The sequence below is a fragment of the Nocardia sp. genome (assembly GCF_025465275.1).
Taxonomy (GTDB): Bacteria; Actinomycetota; Actinomycetes; order Mycobacteriales; family Mycobacteriaceae; genus Nocardia.
Map to the genome: position 1 here is coordinate 1 of NZ_JAODNK010000202.1, position 16,966 is coordinate 16,966.

18 protein-coding genes are annotated in these 16,966 nt (G+C 66.2%); 8 read left to right on the forward strand and 10 right to left on the reverse strand.

The genetic code is table 11. From position 1 onward, the window contains the following. Positions 1–48 precede the first annotated feature (48 nt). The 3 genes from hsaA (at position 49) to JWN03_RS40955 (ending at position 2,701) form a co-directional block, all read left to right on the forward strand. Positions 49–1,209, forward strand: a complete 1,161-nt coding sequence (hsaA, locus tag JWN03_RS40945) for a 3-hydroxy-9,10-secoandrosta-1,3,5(10)-triene-9,17-dione monooxygenase oxygenase subunit (RefSeq protein ID WP_297627373.1) — start codon at positions 49–51, stop codon at positions 1,207–1,209. Further along, the gene (locus JWN03_RS40950; RefSeq protein WP_297627376.1) at positions 1,210–2,064 is read left to right on the forward strand and encodes an alpha/beta fold hydrolase; all 855 of its coding nucleotides are present in this window, start codon (positions 1,210–1,212) and stop codon (positions 2,062–2,064) included. It begins immediately after the preceding gene. Positions 2,065–2,176: 112 nt separating this feature from the next. Continuing rightward, positions 2,177–2,701, forward strand: coding sequence for a DinB family protein (locus JWN03_RS40955; protein WP_297627379.1), 525 nt, complete (start codon positions 2,177–2,179; stop codon positions 2,699–2,701). Positions 2,702–2,717: 16 nt separating this feature from the next. Here the strand turns inward: JWN03_RS40955 and JWN03_RS40960 are convergent, their stop codons facing one another. The 3 genes from JWN03_RS40960 to JWN03_RS40970 form a co-directional block, all read right to left on the reverse strand. Further along, positions 2,718–3,056 carry a transcriptional regulator gene (locus tag JWN03_RS40960; protein ID WP_297627382.1) on the reverse strand — a complete coding sequence of 113 codons (339 nt, stop codon included), beginning with the start codon at positions 3,054–3,056 and terminating at the stop codon, positions 2,718–2,720. Continuing rightward, on the reverse strand, positions 3,053–3,532 hold the full coding sequence (locus tag JWN03_RS40965) for a hypothetical protein (protein WP_297627384.1): 480 nt from the start codon (positions 3,530–3,532) through the stop codon (positions 3,053–3,055). Before JWN03_RS40965 ends, JWN03_RS40960 begins: the two co-directional genes overlap by 4 nt. Positions 3,533–3,607: 75 nt before the next feature. Beyond that, entirely contained in the window at positions 3,608–3,844 is a 237-nt protein-coding gene (locus tag JWN03_RS40970; protein ID WP_297627386.1) for a hypothetical protein, read from the reverse strand. A gap of 18 nt (positions 3,845–3,862) precedes the next feature. Between JWN03_RS40970 and JWN03_RS40975 the strand changes: the two genes are divergently transcribed. Next, positions 3,863–4,528, forward strand: coding sequence for a hypothetical protein (locus JWN03_RS40975; protein ID WP_297627387.1), 666 nt, complete (start codon positions 3,863–3,865; stop codon positions 4,526–4,528). 283 nt (positions 4,529–4,811) lie between these two features. Beyond that, a complete protein-coding gene (locus tag JWN03_RS40980; RefSeq protein WP_297627389.1) occupies positions 4,812–5,570 on the forward strand; it encodes a trypsin-like serine peptidase in 759 nt (252 codons plus the stop codon). A 13-nt stretch (positions 5,571–5,583) separates the two neighbouring features. Here JWN03_RS40980 and JWN03_RS40985 read toward each other — a convergent pair whose 3' ends face one another. Then, positions 5,584–7,887, reverse strand: a complete 2,304-nt coding sequence (locus tag JWN03_RS40985; RefSeq protein ID WP_297627392.1) for an ATP-binding protein — start codon at positions 7,885–7,887, stop codon at positions 5,584–5,586. 258 nt (positions 7,888–8,145) lie between these two features. Between JWN03_RS40985 and JWN03_RS40990 the strand changes: the two genes are divergently transcribed. Beyond that, a complete protein-coding gene (locus JWN03_RS40990; RefSeq protein ID WP_441343159.1) occupies positions 8,146–8,505 on the forward strand; it encodes a hypothetical protein in 360 nt (119 codons plus the stop codon). A 15-nt stretch (positions 8,506–8,520) separates the two neighbouring features. On the opposite strand, the gene JWN03_RS40995 is transcribed toward JWN03_RS40990, so the two are convergent. The 6 genes from JWN03_RS40995 to JWN03_RS41020 form a co-directional block, all read right to left on the reverse strand. Beyond that, the gene (locus JWN03_RS40995) at positions 8,521–9,489 is read right to left on the reverse strand and encodes an alpha/beta hydrolase fold domain-containing protein (protein ID WP_297627398.1); all 969 of its coding nucleotides are present in this window, start codon (positions 9,487–9,489) and stop codon (positions 8,521–8,523) included. 31 nt (positions 9,490–9,520) lie between these two features. Next, positions 9,521–10,216: a VirB8/TrbF family protein gene (locus JWN03_RS41000; RefSeq protein ID WP_297627402.1), complete on the reverse strand. Its 696-nt coding sequence runs from the start codon at positions 10,214–10,216 to the stop codon at positions 9,521–9,523. Positions 10,217–10,248: 32 nt separating this feature from the next. Continuing rightward, positions 10,249–11,469 (reverse strand): bifunctional 3,4-dihydroxy-2-butanone-4-phosphate synthase/GTP cyclohydrolase II, encoded by a 1,221-nt coding sequence (locus JWN03_RS41005; RefSeq protein WP_297627404.1) that lies wholly within the window; start codon positions 11,467–11,469, stop codon positions 10,249–10,251. Positions 11,470–11,606: 137 nt separating this feature from the next. Beyond that, positions 11,607–13,331, reverse strand: a complete 1,725-nt coding sequence (locus JWN03_RS41010) for an MFS transporter (protein ID WP_297627406.1) — start codon at positions 13,329–13,331, stop codon at positions 11,607–11,609. A 73-nt stretch (positions 13,332–13,404) separates the two neighbouring features. Then, positions 13,405–14,085, reverse strand: a complete 681-nt coding sequence (locus JWN03_RS41015) for a PadR family transcriptional regulator (protein ID WP_297627408.1) — start codon at positions 14,083–14,085, stop codon at positions 13,405–13,407. Positions 14,086–14,119: 34 nt separating this feature from the next. Beyond that, the gene (locus tag JWN03_RS41020; RefSeq protein WP_366914552.1) at positions 14,120–14,956 is read right to left on the reverse strand and encodes an IclR family transcriptional regulator; all 837 of its coding nucleotides are present in this window, start codon (positions 14,954–14,956) and stop codon (positions 14,120–14,122) included. A 246-nt stretch (positions 14,957–15,202) separates the two neighbouring features. Here JWN03_RS41020 and JWN03_RS41025 point away from each other — a divergent pair, with 246 nt between their 5' ends. Continuing rightward, complete coding sequence (locus JWN03_RS41025; RefSeq protein WP_366914553.1) at positions 15,203–15,715, forward strand: flavin reductase family protein; 513 nt, start codon at positions 15,203–15,205, stop codon at positions 15,713–15,715. Positions 15,716–15,800: 85 nt separating this feature from the next. Further along, entirely contained in the window at positions 15,801–16,961 is a 1,161-nt protein-coding gene (locus JWN03_RS41030; protein ID WP_297627411.1) for a Rieske 2Fe-2S domain-containing protein, read from the forward strand. Positions 16,962–16,966 lie beyond the last annotated feature (5 nt).

Consider the following 16,966-nt stretch of genomic DNA (forward strand, 5'->3'; position numbering starts at 1 on the left):
GCCATAGCGTCGGGTGCAGGAACCACTGCACGAGGAGGAAACACCCGCATGACGAACAAGGTGCTCGATCAGGTTCGGGATCTGCTGCCCGCGATCCGGGAACGGGCGGTGCAGGCCGAAGAGCAGCGGCGGGTGCCCGACGCCAGCATTGCCGAGCTGACCGAAGCCGGTGTGTTCCGCATGCTGCAGCCCAGGCGCTTCGGCGGCGCGGAGGCTTCCCCGGTGGACTTCTACCAGGTGGTGCGTGCCATCGCGACCGCCTGCCCGTCCACCGCGTGGGTGACCTCGGTGCTCGGCGCCCACCCGTGGCAGCTGGCGCTCTTCGACGATCGCGCGCAGCAGGACGTGTGGAGCGAGGACCCGGACATTCGGGTGTCGTCCTCCTACGCGCCGACCGGCAAGCTGACCGCCGTCGAGGGCGGGTTCGAGATGTCCGGCCGCTGGAGCTTCTCCTCCGGCTGCGACCACGCGCAGTGGGTTTTCCTGGGCGCGCTGCTGCCCACCGACAAGGGCATGGACTACTTCACGGTGCTGGTGCCGCGCACCGATTACCGCATCGAGGATGTCTGGCACGTCTCCGGACTGTCGGGCACCGGTTCCAATGACATCGTGATCGAGAAGGCCTTCGTCCCGGCCTACCGCATGTACTCCGCCACCGATCAGGCCAACCTCATCGGCCCCGGCCAGGAGGTGAATACCGCTCCGCTGTACAAGATTTCGTTCGGCAGTGTCTTCTCCAACACCATCACCGCCCCGATCATCGGCGCGGCCGAGGGTGCGTACGAGGCGCATATCGAGAAGCAGCGTGAGCGTGTGCGCCTGTCCTACGGCGGCCAGAAGGTCTCCGACGATCCGTTCGCGCATGTGCGAATTGCCCGCGCCGCCAGCGAGATCGACGCCGCCATCCTGCAGATGGAGCGCAATACCTCCGAGCAGCTGCGCTATGCCGAAGCGGGCGAAGAGATCCCGTTCGAGGTCCGCCTGCGCACCCGCCGCGATCAGGTGCGCGGCACCGAACGTGCGCTCGAGGCAATCGATCTGCTGTTCAAGAACTCCGGTGGCCACTCCATCAAGCAGCCGAATCCGATCGAGCGGCACTGGCGTGATGCGCACGCCGGCAGTGTGCACGCCATCAATGACATCGAGCGCGCGCTGGCCATGTTCGGCAAGGGCGCCATGGGCCTCGAGGTCACGGATCGGATGCTGTAAATGACTCTCACCGTGGAGAATACGGAGCGTTGGGTCACCGTCGACGGGCATAAGCTGCGCTATCACGAGGCGGGCACGGGTGCGCCGCTGGTGCTGCTGCACGGCTCCGGTGCGGGCGTCTCGGGCTGGGCCAACTTCGGCAATAACCTGCCGGTGCTGGCCGAGCACTTCCGCTGCCTCATTCTCGATCAGCCGGGCTTCGGCGCCAGCGAACGCCCGGAAGTGTACGAGCGCAACTACCTTCGCATTGCCGCCGATGCGGTGATCGGGCTGCTCGATGAGCTCGGCATCGAAAAGGCGCACCTGCTGGGCAATTCCATGGGCGGCGGCGTGGCCGCCATGCTCGCGCTGGATCATCCGGGCCGGGTGGACCGCGTGGTGCTCATGGCTCCCGGCGGTGTCGGCGTGAATGTGCTCGGACCCGAACCGTCCGAAGGCATTCGGCGGCTGATGGAATACAACGCCGCTCCCTCCGACGAGCGCGCCATGGGCTTCCTGCGGGCCATGGTCTTCAACGAGGCCACGCTCACCCCGGAATTGGTGGCGACGCGCCTCGAGGCCGCCGCCGATCTCCGCGGCCAGGCCGCACTGCGCGATGCCTACGCCACCTTCTACAACCCGAAGTTCGCCGAACCGCTCCCGCTGTGGGCGCGGCTCAAGAGCCTGCAGCACGAGGTGCTCATGCTGTGGGGCCGCGATGACCGCGTCACCCCGGTCGAGGGCTCGCTCTTTCCGGCTCGGCAGCTGCCGAATTCGGACCTGCGCATCTTCTCCCGCTGTGGCCACTGGGTCCAGGTGGAGCGCAAGAACGCCTTCGAGCGTTCGGTGATCGATTTCCTGAACAACGGTCTGTAAGACACAGGCTTTCGCGCCCGTTCCACGCCCGTATCCCCGGGCGGGGGACGGGCGCGAAGTCGTCTGCGGAAAGTCGGTTTCGCACCCGGTGACCCGAGGGTAGGTTCCGGTCATGACGTGGATCGCGCCGGAAGTCGAACGCACCTCGCAGCAACTGGTAGGCGAGGAGCGGGCCATGTTCCAATCCCTGCTCGACCGTGGCCGCAATATCCTGCTCTGGAAATGCCAGGGCCTCAATGGAATCCAGCTCGCCACCCGCAGCGTCGAACCCTCCTCGATGTCACTGCTCGGCCTGCTGCGGCATATGACGGAGACCGAGCGCGGCTGGTTCCGCAAGCGGGCCGCCGCTGAAGACCTCGACTACCTCTATTGCACCCTCGGAACCAACGAGGACGGCGACTTCGACGACCTGGTGCCCGGCGCGGCCGACGCCGACTACGCCCGCTTCCTCGACGAACTCATCCTGTGCGACAAGGCCGTTGCCGCCCTGCCGCTGGATCACACCGTCACCCACCCCCGCACCGGCACGGACCTCTCCCTGCGCTGGATCTACCTGCACATGATCGAGGAGTACGGCCGCCACGCCGGCCACGCCGACCTCCTGCGTGAACGCATCGACGGCGCCACCGGTTACTGAGCGGCAGCGGGATGAATCAGCCTGTCGCGCTGGATGATTCTTCCGTCGTGGTCCCCTCCGCCGTGAGCGCTCGACCCTGGTTGGTCAGCTCGGTAAGCGCGGCCAGGTGGGCTTCGAAGGACTCGCGGCCCACCACGGTAAGGGACAGCCAGGTCCGCGGCCGACGACCTACATGGCCTTTGCGAATCCGCACATAACCCGCCTCTTCCAGCGTGATCGCCGCTTTCGACAGTGCGGAGGCCGCGACATCGCATTTCTGTGCGACGACGCCGAATTCGGCTTCGGCGCAGCCGGCGAGGAATGCGGCGACTTTGAGCCTGACCATCGTGGCGAAGGCTTCGTCGAGGCCGGTCATCGAACTCGCCGCTCCTGGACAGACCGCCGCCCGGCGGACAGACGCCACCAGGTCGATGCCTCCAGCAGGACTCCCAGCACAAGGCTTCCCCACCCGACTTGGCCGGTCACCAGCCAGACCAGGCCGGCCACCGCAATCGGAGCGGGAACGATGCCTGTCGACAACCACACCCAACGCCGTGGCACCGATGGCATCGTGTCGCCGGAGCGCGGCATGACCCCCGCGCGTAGCCACCGTCTCGCCAGGAGGACGAAGGCCGCGATATTGACGATGCACAGCAGAAGACCGCCAATCGCGAATGCTGCGCGGCCGCTGCCGTGGGTCAGCGCCGAGACACCGAGCAGGCCGAACCCGAGCGCATAGCTCAGGCCCGCCAACGCGGGGAACCATCGGGGCATCCTGGTCGCATCGACGGCAGTACGCCGGGCGGTCTGAGCGGCTTCGAGTGCCGTCTCAGGGGGTATGTCACCACTCATAGATGTCAGCGTAGCATCTACTTTCCATTTGGAAAGTAGATGCGGGCGATGTGGAACGATTTTTGCCGGCTGTGGTCAGCGCCGGAACACGCGGCGCAGGCGTTCGCGAATGCCGGAGGCGTTCTGCGTTGCGGGAGAGGCGGTTTCGGTCACCCCCTCGGCCGAGGCCGCCTGCACGAATCGCACGTGTAGCTGTTCGCGGACCTGGTCCGGGGTGTAGGCGCGGCGACGACGCTCGGCACGCACGACGACCACACCGGTGGCGACCACTCCGGCCGCACCCGCCAATCCCACTGCCTTCCACCACCTCATACCGCATAGGCTACGGGCATGACGGGTACCGGCATCGGTCTGGACCGAGCACTCGAGCTCACCAGGACCGGCGACATCTGGCTGTTCCGTGGACATTCGGCCGCAGACCGGGCGATTCGCATGACCACCAACAGTCCGGTCAACCACGTCGGCATGTCGGTCGTGATCGACGATCTGCCCGCACTGATCTGGCACGCGGAACTCGGCCGTTCACTACCCGACATGTGGTCCGGAAACGCCCACCGCGGAGTGCAATTGCACAATCTGCGCGACGCCGTCCAGGTCTGGTCCCACCGCTACGAACAGCAGGCCTGGTTGCGCCAGCTGAACCGCCCCGTCACCCGGGATATGGAAGAAAGCCTGCTGCGCACCATCGCCCGCCTGGACGGCACCCCGTTCCCCTCCACCACCGCTCTGGCCGGCCGTTGGCTCCGCGGCCGCGCCCGCTTCCCCCGCCACAAGTCCCATCAGGCCGCCGCACGCCAATTGGAGAGCGCCTACTGCGCCGAAATCGTGGCCGCGACCTACCAGGAAATGGGCCTGCTCCCACAGAACCGCAACCCCAATTGGTATGACCCAGGCCGCTTTTGGAGCGGCGACGGACTGCAACTGGGCGCCGGCTACGAACTCGGCGGCGAAATCTCCATCGAGACACCTGCCGCCACGGATCCCGCCACCGGGTAGGCATCGGCCACGACACAGCGTGAGGGCCCCTGATTTTGGCAGTCCAGTGCGTTCGGCTGCCGCCAGATCCCCGTGGCCCGCTGATCTTCCGAGGCCCCGCACTGGCCGCACCGTCAGCGCGGGAAGCGCCAGTAGCGCGTGCTTATCCACGCTCGGTAATGCGGAGTGGCGCCGCCCAGGAACTGGCGGTGGGACCTTCTCGATATTTGCCGCTGTCAGCATTGTGGTGCGTGAATGGCTCTGGAGCTTCGCGATTCGGGTGTGCTGCGTTACCGTCCGAGGGATGCGACGGATTGCGGCTCTTGTTTGTGGGGTGCTTCTCGGTTTTGTGGCGCCGCAGTGGGCGTGGGCGGAACCGGCGGCGTATGAAGTCGAGATGGTTCCGGCGGCTGGGGCGCTCTTCTACCCCAGTGTGTCCGGTGTGGTTCCCCGGCTCGGTGGGCCGCATTTCTGCTCGGCGGGTGTGGTGGCCTCTCCCTCGCACGATCTGCTGGTGACGGCGGCGCACTGTGTTCTCGGGCCTGGCGCCCTTATCGAGTTCGCGCCGCAGCTGCACGACGCTGAACTTCCGGAGGGAGTGTGGACGGTGACGGATATGTATATCGACCCGGCGTGGCAGATGTCTTTCGATCCGCGCCACGACGTCGCGTTTCTTCGCGTTGCGCCGCGTGCTGGGAAGAAGATCGAGGATGTGGTGGCGGGGCTGCCGCTCGCCGCGCCGCGCGTGGGGGAGCCTGTCACCGTGAGCGGGTACCCGATGGGCAGCGGCGGTCGGCCGCTGACTTGCACCGCACCGTTGGAGGCCGTTGAAGACGGCTCCGCGATTCACTGCAGTGGTTTCGGTGAGGGGACCAGCGGCGGGCCGTGGGTTCAGAACGGTCAGGTTGTCGGTGTGATCGGCGGACCCGAACAGGGCGGATGTTCCCCTGATGTGGAGTACAGCACGCCGTTCGGCCCCGATGTCCAGGCCCTCCTGAGCCGCGCCGCGGCAGGCGGCAATGGCGACGTGCTCCCGATCGGTTTCACCGCGAACGCCTGCTGAAAGCGAAACCGAGTCAGAGGGCGTGTTCGTGGGCCCAGGCGGCTACCTGGGTGCGGGAGGTGAAGCCGAGTTTGGTGAGGATGTGTTCGACGTGGGTTTCCGCGGTGCGGATGGAGATGACCAGGTCGGCTGCTATGCGCTTGTTGCTGTGGCCGGCGGCTACCAGGCGGGCGACGTCTTTTTCGCGGCGGGTGAGGAGGCTGGTCTCCGAGGCGGCTGCGGCGGACTTGCGGGCAATGCGCTTGGGGCCGACGGGTTCCGGGGCGGGGGTGGGTGCGGTGGTGCGGCCGAGGGCGTAGTCGATGGCCTCGTTGAGGGGCATATTGGCGCCGGCACCATAGGCGGAACGGAAACCGTCCTCGCCCAGGGCATCTCGCACCTTCAGGCGTTCCTTGTCGCCGACGGCGACAGTAATGGTGTGTGCCAGTCGAATGGTGCTGCGCTGCAATGACTCCGCGGCGCCCAGCAGGGTCGCTGCGCGCAGGTGGTCGCCACCGGCGGAGACGGTCCAGGCCAGGCCCTCGAAAGCCGAGGACAGCCAGACGCAGCGGTCGAACAGTGCGAGGGCTTCGATAGCGCGACTGTGGAATTCGGCGGAGGCTTCCAGATCGCCCAGCCGCCAGTGGTTTATGCCGACCGTCCACAGCGCCAGCCCGCCGAGCAGGTGGGAGCCGCTTGCGGTGGTGAGTTCCAGGAAGCGGTTGGCCAGTTCGGTGCGGCCCGGCGCCTCCAGCACCATGGCGCACATGAACGAGAAAGCGTGACTGTCCATTTCGATGGCGTTCTGGCCGTTCGCGGCCGCCAGATCGATGGACTGGCGGCCCAATTCCAGGGAGCGCTCGCGATCGCCGTCGGCGAAGGCGAGCAGCGACCGATCCAGCGCGGCCTCCGCCATGATGTCGGTATCGTCCAGCGTCGCAGCCAATTCCAGGCATTCGGCGACCAGCCGGGCCGCCGACTCCCGGTCGCCCAGCAGCGCCGCCAGCGAGGCGGCCGAGGACAGCGCCTTGGCCCGCTCTGCCGTCGGTTCCGGATTGCGTGCCAGGGCGTCGGTGAGCCAGCGGTAGCCCTCGGACAGGAATCGATTGTGCTCCCAGAACGGCCGCAGCACCGTCACCGTCGCAATGGTCTCCAGCGGGTCATCCTCGAGCCCGGAGCGCAGTGCCGCACGGAGATTCGCGTGTTCGCGGCTCAATTCGCGGAACCAGGCCACATCGGCCGAAGTCCAGTACGCGGTCTGCCCGCGCATGGCCAGGTCGCGGTAGTGCGTGCGATGCCGGCCACGCACCGCCGGTGCGTCACCGCGCTCCCGGAGCCGATCGGCGGCGAACTGGCGAATCGGCTCCAGCATCGAAAACCGCGCTGTATCACCGTCATAGCGCTGCATGACCACGGATTTGTCGACCAGCCCGGTGAGCGCGTCGATGAGCGATCCGGAGCCCAGCTCGCAGACCGCCTCCGCGGCCTCGATATCGAATCCGCCCGAGAACACCGAAAGCTGTTCCCACAGCCGCTGTTCGGCGGGCGTACACAGGTTGTAGCTCCAGCGGATGGCGCCCTCGATGGTCTGCTGCCGCTCCGGCGCGGTGCGCGGCCCGGCACTGAGCAGGCCCATGGTGTCGTCGAGCCGGTGCAGGATCTGCTCGGGGGTGAACATGCGCAGCCGCAGTGCCGCCAATTCCAGTGCCAGCGGCATACCTTCGAGGCGACGGCAGATCTCGGTCAGCACCGCGCGATTGCCCGCGGTGAGTTTGAATTCGGGGTTCGCGGCGCTGGCCCGTTCCATGAACAGTTGCAGCGCATCGCTGTCGCCGAGCACATCGTGATCGGGCACGGCCAGCGGCGGCACCGGCATCACCTGCTCGCCCGGAATCCCGAGCACCTCGCGACTGGTCGCCAGCACCCGCACATCCGGTGTGGTGGCGATGATCCGGCCGACCAGCGTGGCGCAGGCCTCGATCAGATGCTCGCAATTGTCGAGGATCAGCAGCAGCCGCTTGTTCGCCAGGAATTCGGTGAGCCGGGGGAGCGGCGCGGTGGTCTCATCGCTCAGATTCAAGGCCTCGGCGACGCTCAGCGTGACCAGATTGGGGTCCTGGATATCGGCGAGCTCCACCAACCACACGCCATCGGGAAACGCGCGCGACACCAACTGCCCGATCTGCCGCGACAAACGGGTCTTACCCATACCGCCGGGACCGAGCAGGGTCAGCACTCGAGTCGTGGGCAGCAGCCGTTTCGCGGTAGCCATTTCGTCGCGCCGGCCCACGAAACTGGTGACCTCCGCAGGGAGGTTTCCGTTGACACGCCGCGCCATGAGCACCAACCTATGTGATCCGTAACGCTGATTGCCACCGGCGGTGGCATAAACGCAGTTCGCGTCGTTCTGGTAAGTGCTTGCCGAGCACTGTGCCCCCGCTTACAACTCGTATGCCGCCGAGCAGGGGATGCCCCGCTCGGGTGTCCGATTTGTCGGGACAACCCATGTGCGGAGCGAATAAGTAGTTAAGCTCGATTCGTGTCGACCAGACCCCGCCGCGCTCGCCTCGCGGATGTGCACGAACTAGCCGAGGCCATGCCGCACGTCACCGTCGAGCAGGGCCCGGCCGGCAATCCGGTCTATCAGGTGGGCCGCAAATCCTTCATCTTCTTCCGCACTCCCCGGCCCGATGCCTTCGATCCGGACACCGGCGAGCGCTATGCCGATGTCATCGTCTTCTGGGTGCCCTCCGAGTCCGACAAACTGGCTCTCGTCCAGGATCCGGATTCGCCGTTCTTCACCACGCCGCACTTCCAGGGCCATCTGTCGGTCCTGCTGCGCGCCTCTCGTCTGAAGGAACTGACGGTCCGCGAACTGGCCGAGGTGATCCAGGACGCCTGGCTCTCCCGGGCGTCCCCGCCCCGGGCCCGCCAGTGGCTCGCAGCGCACCCCTAGCCGCGCCGTCGACTGTTAACTGGACTCACCTGCGGCGCAGCGTTTCTCGGCGGCCAGGGCGTCACACAGCGCTGCGATGACAACGGCGCGTCCGTCTTTGCCCTCGGGTGTCGGAGTCAAGGGATAGACATGGACCAGCCCGGTGCCCTCGTAATAGTCGGTCTCCACACCGGCCGCACGCGCCTTCGCCACCAGCAGCCGGACATCCGGCAGCACAATGTCCCGGGTGCCGCTGAAGATCGTCAGCGGACCCAGTCCGCGTAGGTCGGCGGCCAGCGGACTGACCCGGGGATCGGAGAGCGACAGCTGCCCGCGCCAATGCTCGATGAAGACCCGCGTGCCCTCCTTGCCGAGCCACGGATCGCTCGGCAGCACCACATCGATCTCCGGATTGCTCAGCGACAGATCGACCGCAGGCGAAATCAGCACTGTCCGAGGCACACTCAGCTGATGCTCATCGCGCAGCACCACAGCGGTCGAGAGCGCAATCTGCCCACCCGCCGAGTCCCCGGCGAGGCATACCTCCCCGTACCGGGCCCGGTTGTCCAACACCAGCCCGGCGATCTCGTCGACCACCTCCAGCGCGGTGCCGATGGGAACCAGCGGGTAGATCGGAACCGTGACCGTGGTGCCCACCCGGGCGGCGATCTCCGTGGCCAAAGCCCAATGCTGTGGCGCGATCTCGTTCACCCAGGCGCCGCCGTGCACATACACGACATTCCCGCGGACCGGGCCGCTGCGCGGCGCGATGGTGTAGACCGGCCAGCCCAGGCTGTGGTCCACCGATACCACCACATCCGAGCGCAGTCGCCGTGGTGGGCCGTAGCTCTTGGGTCGCAGGCTGCGCTCCCGGAGATGCTTCCGCGCCGCTTCCGGCCGGAGGAACGGCCGGTTGGCTCGAATCACGCGCAGGTACGCGGGGATAACCCAGCGACTGGCGAAGCTCGGCATCATTGCCTCCTGCGAAGGGTTGTACGCCGTCATGTTGCGACACTACCGTCGCCGGGCGGCACGGCTATCCGAACAGTGTCTTGATGTCGCTGACCAGCCAGCGGCCGTCCGGCTGTTCCTGCAAGGTCATGAGCACGGGAACGACCACGGCGTCCGGGGTGGGGTTGGTCGCGGTCGACCTGGTCTGCTTGGCGCTGACCAGCACTTCCGCATCGTGCGCGGTCATGGAGCTGACCCCGCAGTGCACATCCGCCACGGTGCTGCGCACCTGAGCCGTGATCATCGCAGGTCGCAGCCCGGCCGAGCTCTCGGAGAAGTTCTGATGCCACGAGCCCGTCGAGCCGTTCAGCACTGCCTTGAAATAAGGGTCGAGATCGGTGTACGAGTACGTCGACAAGGCCGTCGCATAGTCACACGCCGCGCGCCGCACCACCGCTTGCCGCGCGTCCACATCCGAAACCTGCTGCCGCATTTGACTTATGGTGTTACCCCGCTGGTCAGCGGTATGCCGCTGCTGGGTGTACATGACGAAGAAGGTGACCGCGATGGCGACACACACCACCGCCAGCACCGCTGAGATCACCGGAATCATCGTCGCCGCGCGCGACCGCCGCGCAACCGGCGGCTGCATCGAATACGACGGCATCGGCTGCTGCTGCATCGGGGGCTGCGAATTCGGCTGCTGTGACACGGGAGCCGGAGGGATCTGCTGCTCGGTCGGCATCACCTGCGGCTGCGGTACGTCGTCGGGCGTCGACACTGAATCCCCCTCGCGATGACTGTGCGCAGATGCTATCCCGCCGCGTCGACCTCGGTGAGCTGGTGGCTCATCCGGTCACGTTTGGTACGGAGGTAGTGCACATTGTGTTCGGTAGGCAGGGTTTGCAGAGGGACGCGGCGCTCCACCGCGATACCGTGCGCTTCCAGCCCGGACTGCTTGGCGGGGTTGTTGCTCAGCAGCAGAACGGAGTTCACGCCGAGATCGGCGAGGATGCGGGCGGCCGCACCGTAGTCGCGGGCATCGATGGGCAAGCCGAGTTGGACATTGGCGTCCACGGTATCGGCGCCCTGGTCCTGTAATTCATAGGCGCGCAACTTGTTCAGCAGGCCGATACCCCGGCCTTCCTGCCCGCGAAGGTAAACAACGACGCCGCGGCCCTGTGCGGCCACCGCTTCCAGTGCCGCATCGAGCTGCTCGCCGCAGTCGCAGCGCTGGGAGCCGAAGGCATCGCCGGTGAGGCATTCGGAGTGCACCCTGGTGAGAACCTCGCCGCCGGCGGGATCGCCGTAGACGAGGGCGAGATGCTCTGTGCCGGAATGCTCATCGGCGTAGCCGACCACCCGGAAGTCGCCGAAGCGGGTCGGCAGGCGGGTCTCGACCACGCGCGAGATGCCGTTCTCCAGGCTCTTCCGGTAGGCGATGAGATCGGCGATGGAAATGATCGGGATATCGTGCGCGCGGGCCATGACCAGCAGTTCGGGTAGCCGCGCCATGGAGCCGTCGTCGTTGACGACCTCGGCGATCACTCCGGCCGGTCGCAGCCCGGCCAGCCGCATGAGGTCGACGGCGGCCTCGGTATGACCCGGACGGCCCAGTACGCCACGGGGATTCGCGCGCAGCGGGAACACGTGCCCGGGCCGGGAAAGCTCCTCGGGACCGGTCCGTGGATCGGCGAGCAGCCGCATGGTGCGCGCGCGATCGGCGGCCGAAATCCCGGTGCTCACACCGGAAATCGCATCCACCGACACGGTGTACGCGGTCCCCTTCGGATCCTGATTGACGGCTGTCATGGGCGGCAGCCGCAGCCGGTCCAGGTCCTCGCCCGCCATGGGCACGCAGACCACGCCGCTGGTGTACCGCACCAGGAAGGCGATGCTCGCAGGCGTCGCCTTCTCGGCGGCGAGGATCAGATCGCCCTCGTTCTCGCGGTCCTCGTCGTCCACCACGAGCACCATGCCGCCGGCCGCGATCGCGGCCACCGCGGTCGTAATGCTGTCGAGTTCACCGGTCATCGTCGACCACCTCCTCTGGGTATTACTAATAGAAATATGCGCAGCGAAGAACAACGAGGTGGCGTCCCGCTCAGCGGAAAGAAAAGTGGCCCGGAGGCATGCTGCCTCCGGGCCATTTCCTGCGTTCTATGCAGTGCTCAGTACGCCGTACCGCCCGTGGCGGGCGTGCGACCGGCCTTCATGATCACCGCGCCGACGAGCGCGAGGAGCGCCGCACCCGCGATGAAGTAGAAGCTGATCTCGTACCCCTTGTCGGCGAACAACATCGGGATCTCCTTGGTGACCGTGTTCGGCCCCTGCGGAGTCAATACCGTCACGTCCGCCTTGACCGGGTTGGCATTGAGGAAGGCCGTGGCCACCGCCAATCCGATACCGGCGCCCATGGCCTGCATGACGCCCAGCATGCCCGCGCTGACGCCCTGCTGTTCAGCGGGTACCGCCTCGACCATGAGATTGGGTGTAGCCGCGTAGTAGAGGCCGAACGCGATACCGAACACCGCGCTGATCAGCGCCTGCATACCCCAGCCGTGTGAGGTCGTCGCATAGGCGATGGCCGCGCCGACGAAGATGACGAGTGCGAACACCAGCGGCTGTCGCCCACCCTCACGGCGAATCCAGAGACCACCGAGGAAGCCGAAGAGCATGGCGATGATCGACTGCACCACCGCGAGGTGGGTGGCGTACGTCAGCAGACTGAATCCGTTGCCGTAGGTGTAGCCCGGATCAAGTTTCACATCAACCATATTCGGGGGCAGCTGCGAGTAGACCGCCTCCGGCGGCACCTTGACCGCGCCCGGCGGCAGTTCGACGCCCGGCGGCAGCGCGGCCTTGGCCTGCGCTTCGGCGCCTGCCTGAGCCTGCTGTAGCGCTCCGGCCTTCACCTGGTCCCAGGTGGCGGTCTTGACCTGATCGACCACCTCGGCGGCCGGCGGCGACTGGGTCATGTAACCCGTTGCGTAGGACTGGTATCCGATCATGAACGAGGCCAGCAGTGCGATGAACAGCAGCACGCTCACTCGCGGCGTGAACAGCAGCTTCATGTCCATGATCGGGTTCTTCACGCGGCTTTCCACCAGCGGGAAGAGCGCCAGCAGTACCAGACCACCGATGAGCCAAGCCAGCGTGGACGGCTTGCTCCAGCCCCAGTCCTGGCCGTTGTCCAGGTAGATCAGGGTCAGGACCAGGCCCGCGCCGAGCAGTGTCGCGCCGACGAGGTCGAGCTTCTGCGGCGTCCGCAGCTTGGATTCCGGCACGATGGCGATCACCAGCGGGATCATCACCACGGTGAAGGCGAACAGGAACCAGAAGATGGCGCGCCAGCTGTAGTGCTCGACAATGAAGCCGCCGATCAGCGGGCCGGCGAGCGCCGAGACACCGAGACCGGTGGAGGCGATGCCCAGGCCGATCGGAACCAGCTTGCGCGGCATCAGGTCTCGAATGAGGCCGTAGGAGATGACCGCGGTCGCGATGGCCGTCGCCTGCAGGCCGCGGCCCACCAGGAACAGCATCCAGTTGCTGGTGATCGCGCAGATGGCGCAGCCGATCATGAACAGCATGCCGCAGATGAGGAACATCCGCTTCTTGCCGACGATATCGCTGAGCTTGCCGATGACCGGTGAGGTCGCGGCGCCGACGACGCCGAAGATGATGATGGCCCAGTTGATATTCGCACCGTGGGTCGGGAAGGTGGGCGCGATCTGGCGCAGCGCTGCGGAGACCATGACGTACTGCATGGGTGCGACCTCGGTGAACAGCACGATCACTGCGAGGACGGAGAAGATCCGTAGCTTCGAGGCCCCGTCGAGGCGGCCGGTGTTGTCGACGGCGCTGGGGGGCGCCGTGCTATCGACGGAGGTAGACATGTGGCGTCCTCCAGATTGGGTGGGTAACACGGTGACGTGAACCGTGTCACAACCGGGGGACGCCGACTATGGACTAGTCCGTTGAGTGGGACTTTTCGGAATTTGACCTTTTCACATTCTTCCGGCGGCTACGCTGCTTCGCCAGTTTGTCCAGATCAGCCAGTAAATCCGCGGCGAATTCGCGCTCGGCCTCGTAATGCCTTACACACCAGCGCAAAACGGCGCTCGGATAGGCCCAGTCCGGATTGGCGTCCGCGCCGTCGGCATCGATCTGCGCCCGGCGCTGCATGCGCTCGGCGTAATCGATGTGCTGGGTGAGGATTTCGCGCATGCGGTCCGGTTCGGCGAGATGCCCGAGCCAAGCTCGCAGCATCACACTGTGTTTGAGCACCGGGGGCTCGACGGGGGAGTGATTCACCCAGTGCGAGGCGGCCTCTCGCCCGCTCTCGGTAATGGCGTACATGCGCTTACCACGCATGCCGTCCTCGGAGACCACGGTCCGCGAAGTCGCGTAGCCGTGCTTCTCCAGCCGTTTGAGCTCGGCGTAGATCTGGCTGAACGACGGACTCCAGTAGAAGAACTGCAGACTCCAGTCCGCCCACTTCTTCAGGTCGTAGCCGGAGAGTTCGTCTGCGTGCGAGAGCATTCCGAGCACGGCCCAGGCCGTGGTGGGCAGATCCGGGATCGCCTGTTCCGCGCCGTGGGCGGGGCGCGAAGCGCCATCGGTGATAGTCGAACTGTATGGCTCTCGCACGCGCGTTCCTTCTCTGTCCGGTTCGAACACTCGGTCAGCGCCAGTGCGCACGACGCGGGAACAGGGTGCGCCCGGCCTCGTGGGCGACCTCGAGCACGACGCGGGCCAGCCGGTCGTAGCTCATGCCATCGGCGCGACCCGAGAGCGAAAGTGCGGCCGGTGCGGTACCGCGGCCACGCAGCGGCGCTGCCACACAGGCGATTCCGGCGACGGCCTCTTCGCGGTCGATGGCGATGCCCTGGCGCAGGCGGATCTGCGCGAGTTCACGCTGGAGCGCTTCCGGCTCGCAGATGGTGCGCGGGGTCAGGCGCGGCAGCCGGACGCGCAGCGCGGCCTCGGCGATATTGGGCTCGAGACACGCGAGCATGGCCTTGCCGACACCCGTTGCGTGCGCGGGCATCCGGCCGCCGAGGCGGGTGGGCAGGCTCGCGGCGAAGCGGCCGCCGGCCTTGTCCAGGTAGACCACATCACGGCCGTCGAGCACCGCGAGGTGGCCGACCATGCCGGTGCGCTGGCTCAACTCGTGCAGCAGCGGGCTGACGGCATCGCGAATCTCGTTGTGATCAGCGGTGAGTCCGCCGAGCTCGAGCGTGCGCATGCCCAGGCGGTAGCCGCCCGAGGTGTGTGCCAGCCAGCGCAGCTTGATCATCTGATCGAGGATCCGGTGCACGGTGGAACGCGGCAGCCCGGTGCGCTCGACCAGGCCGAGCAGGGTGAGCGTGGGGGTGGAGGTGTCGAACGCGTCCAGGATGAGGGTCATCCGCTCGATCATCGAGACGGGGACTTCGGCGCTGGCGTTTCGAGTCTGGTTGGCGCGCATGGGGGTATGAGGGTTTCGAGCTTCCGCGGAGGGGAGCAGTGCGACGGACATTTGAGCCTCCGTTGGTTCCGACATCCAGTCTAGGGATATTCCGATTAGGCATGTGCCGGGTTCGGACCTTGTGCTACCCATCACAGTGCCCTGCGCCACAGGCTGGGGAATCGGGAGAACTACGTAGCTTTTGTCCCGTTCTACGGATTCATGTCTCGGTGACCGAACCATCATATTGACGCCTCCTCGTCCTGACCTGCTGTTATGACTGACAGCCATATTTCGAACCGAAATAAAGGAGGCGCCGTGGAACCGGTGCTGGAGGTGGATCGCATGCCTACGGAGATCGACCCGACCGCTTTCAAAGCAGTGCTCGGGCGGTTCGCCTCCGGGGTCACTGTGATCACCGCCATTGACGAGGGGGAGCCGGTCGGCTTCGCCTGCCAATCCTTCGCATCGCTGTCCATCGATCCGCCGCTGGTGAGCTTCTTCCCCGCGCGGACCTCGAGCACGTGGCCGCGCATTCGGCGCGCCGGGCGGTTCTGCGTGAACATCCTGGCCGATCATCAGACCGACATCTGCCGTCAGCTCGGCCGCCCCGGACCCGACAAGTTCGCGGGCGTCGACTGGACCGGCTCGGGAAATGGGTCGCCGCTGCTCACCGGGGCCCTGGCAACGATCGACTGCGAACTGCACGACGAGGTCGACGGCGGTGACCACACCGTGGTGATCGCCCGGGTGACCGGCCTGAACGAGCACTCCGAGGCGACACCGCTGCTCTTCTACCGCGCGAGCTTCGGACGTCTCGCAGACCGATAGCAACCTCCCGGCCAGTGGGACAGCCATTGTCATCGGCGTCACATCGGCCGCAACCATCAATACAAGGCAAGGGAGAGGAACTCACATGACCACCACGGATGGTGCTGTCACTGAAGTGCGAGTCATCGATGCGGGCGCGCCGCCCACCCGATTCGCGCGCGGCTGGCACTGCCTGGGCCTGGCCGACTCCTTCCGGGACGGAAAGCCGCACACCGTCAAGGCCTTCGGCACCGAGATCGTGGTGTTCGCGGCCGAGGACGGCACTTTGAACGTGCTCAACGCGTACTGCCCGCACATGGGCGGAAACCTCGCCGACGGCACCGTCAAGGGTGATTCGCTGGCCTGCCCGTTCCACGATTGGCGCTGGAACGGCAAGGGCAAGTGCACCGGCATTCCGTATGCGCGCCGCGTGCCGCCGCTGGCCCGCACCAAGGCGTGGCCGACCATGGTCGAGAACAAGCAGCTGTTCGTCTGGAACGATCCGGAGAACAGGCAGCCGCCGGCCGAGGCCGCCATCCCGCGCGTGGATGCCGCCTTCGACGAGCAGTGGACCGACTGGACGTGGAACTCCATGATCGTCGACGCCAATTGCCGCGAGGTCATCGACAATGTCGTGGATATGGCGCACTTCTTCTATGTGCACTACGGCTTCCCGACCTTCTTCAAGAATGTCTTCGAAGGCCATATCGCCAGCCAGTACATGACCTCGGTCTCGCGCGAGGACATGATGGGCGCGACCGCTAAAGCGCTGGGCGGCAAGAACGTTCTGCAGTCCGAGGCGTCGTACTACGGCCCGTCCTACATGATCGACTACCTGAAGAGCGAGAGCGCGAACGGTCTGGTCGTCGAGGGTTACCTCATCAACTGCCACTACCCGATCAATGAGAACCAGTTCGTGCTCATGTACGGCGCGATCGCCAAGAAACCCGAGGGTGTCTCGCCCGAGCAGGCCGCGGAGATCGCGGAGAAGTTCGTCGGCGGACTCGGCAAGGGCTTCGAGCAGGACGCGAATATCTGGAAGCGCAAGTCGCGCATCAACAATCCGCTGCTGTGCGAGGAGGACGGGCCCGTCTATCAGCTGCGTCGCTGGTACGAGCAGTTCTACACCGATGCCGCGGATGTCTCCGAGGAGATGACCACCCGCTTCGAGTTCGAGGTGGACACCACCCGCGCGGTCACCGCCTGGGAGGCCGAGGTCGCCGACAACCTGGCCAAGCGTGCCGACGCCGCCGCGGCGCAGGCCTGAGAGGC

Excerpts from the sequence above, each read along its gene's own strand:
- hsaA (WP_297627373.1), top strand. The coding sequence starts at position 49 with ATGACGAACAAGGTGCTCGATCAGGTTCGGGATCTGCTGCCCGCGATC.
- JWN03_RS40950 (WP_297627376.1), top strand. The coding sequence starts at position 1,210 with ATGACTCTCACCGTGGAGAATACGGAGCGTTGGGTCACCGTCGACGGG.
- JWN03_RS40955 (WP_297627379.1), top strand. The coding sequence starts at position 2,177 with ATGACGTGGATCGCGCCGGAAGTCGAACGCACCTCGCAGCAACTGGTA.
- JWN03_RS40960 (WP_297627382.1), bottom strand. The coding sequence starts at position 3,056 with ATGACCGGCCTCGACGAAGCCTTCGCCACGATGGTCAGGCTCAAAGTC.
- JWN03_RS40965 (WP_297627384.1), bottom strand. The coding sequence starts at position 3,532 with ATGAGTGGTGACATACCCCCTGAGACGGCACTCGAAGCCGCTCAGACC.
- JWN03_RS40970 (WP_297627386.1), bottom strand. The coding sequence starts at position 3,844 with ATGAGGTGGTGGAAGGCAGTGGGATTGGCGGGTGCGGCCGGAGTGGTC.
- JWN03_RS40975 (WP_297627387.1), top strand. The coding sequence starts at position 3,863 with ATGACGGGTACCGGCATCGGTCTGGACCGAGCACTCGAGCTCACCAGG.
- JWN03_RS40980 (WP_297627389.1), top strand. The coding sequence starts at position 4,812 with ATGCGACGGATTGCGGCTCTTGTTTGTGGGGTGCTTCTCGGTTTTGTG.
- JWN03_RS40985 (WP_297627392.1), bottom strand. The coding sequence starts at position 7,887 with ATGGCGCGGCGTGTCAACGGAAACCTCCCTGCGGAGGTCACCAGTTTC.
- JWN03_RS40990 (WP_441343159.1), top strand. The coding sequence starts at position 8,146 with ATGCCGCACGTCACCGTCGAGCAGGGCCCGGCCGGCAATCCGGTCTAT.
- JWN03_RS40995 (WP_297627398.1), bottom strand. The coding sequence starts at position 9,489 with ATGACGGCGTACAACCCTTCGCAGGAGGCAATGATGCCGAGCTTCGCC.
- JWN03_RS41005 (WP_297627404.1), bottom strand. The coding sequence starts at position 11,469 with ATGACCGGTGAACTCGACAGCATTACGACCGCGGTGGCCGCGATCGCG.
- JWN03_RS41010 (WP_297627406.1), bottom strand. The coding sequence starts at position 13,331 with ATGTCTACCTCCGTCGATAGCACGGCGCCCCCCAGCGCCGTCGACAAC.
- JWN03_RS41020 (WP_366914552.1), bottom strand. The coding sequence starts at position 14,956 with ATGTCCGTCGCACTGCTCCCCTCCGCGGAAGCTCGAAACCCTCATACC.
- JWN03_RS41030 (WP_297627411.1), top strand. The coding sequence starts at position 15,801 with ATGACCACCACGGATGGTGCTGTCACTGAAGTGCGAGTCATCGATGCG.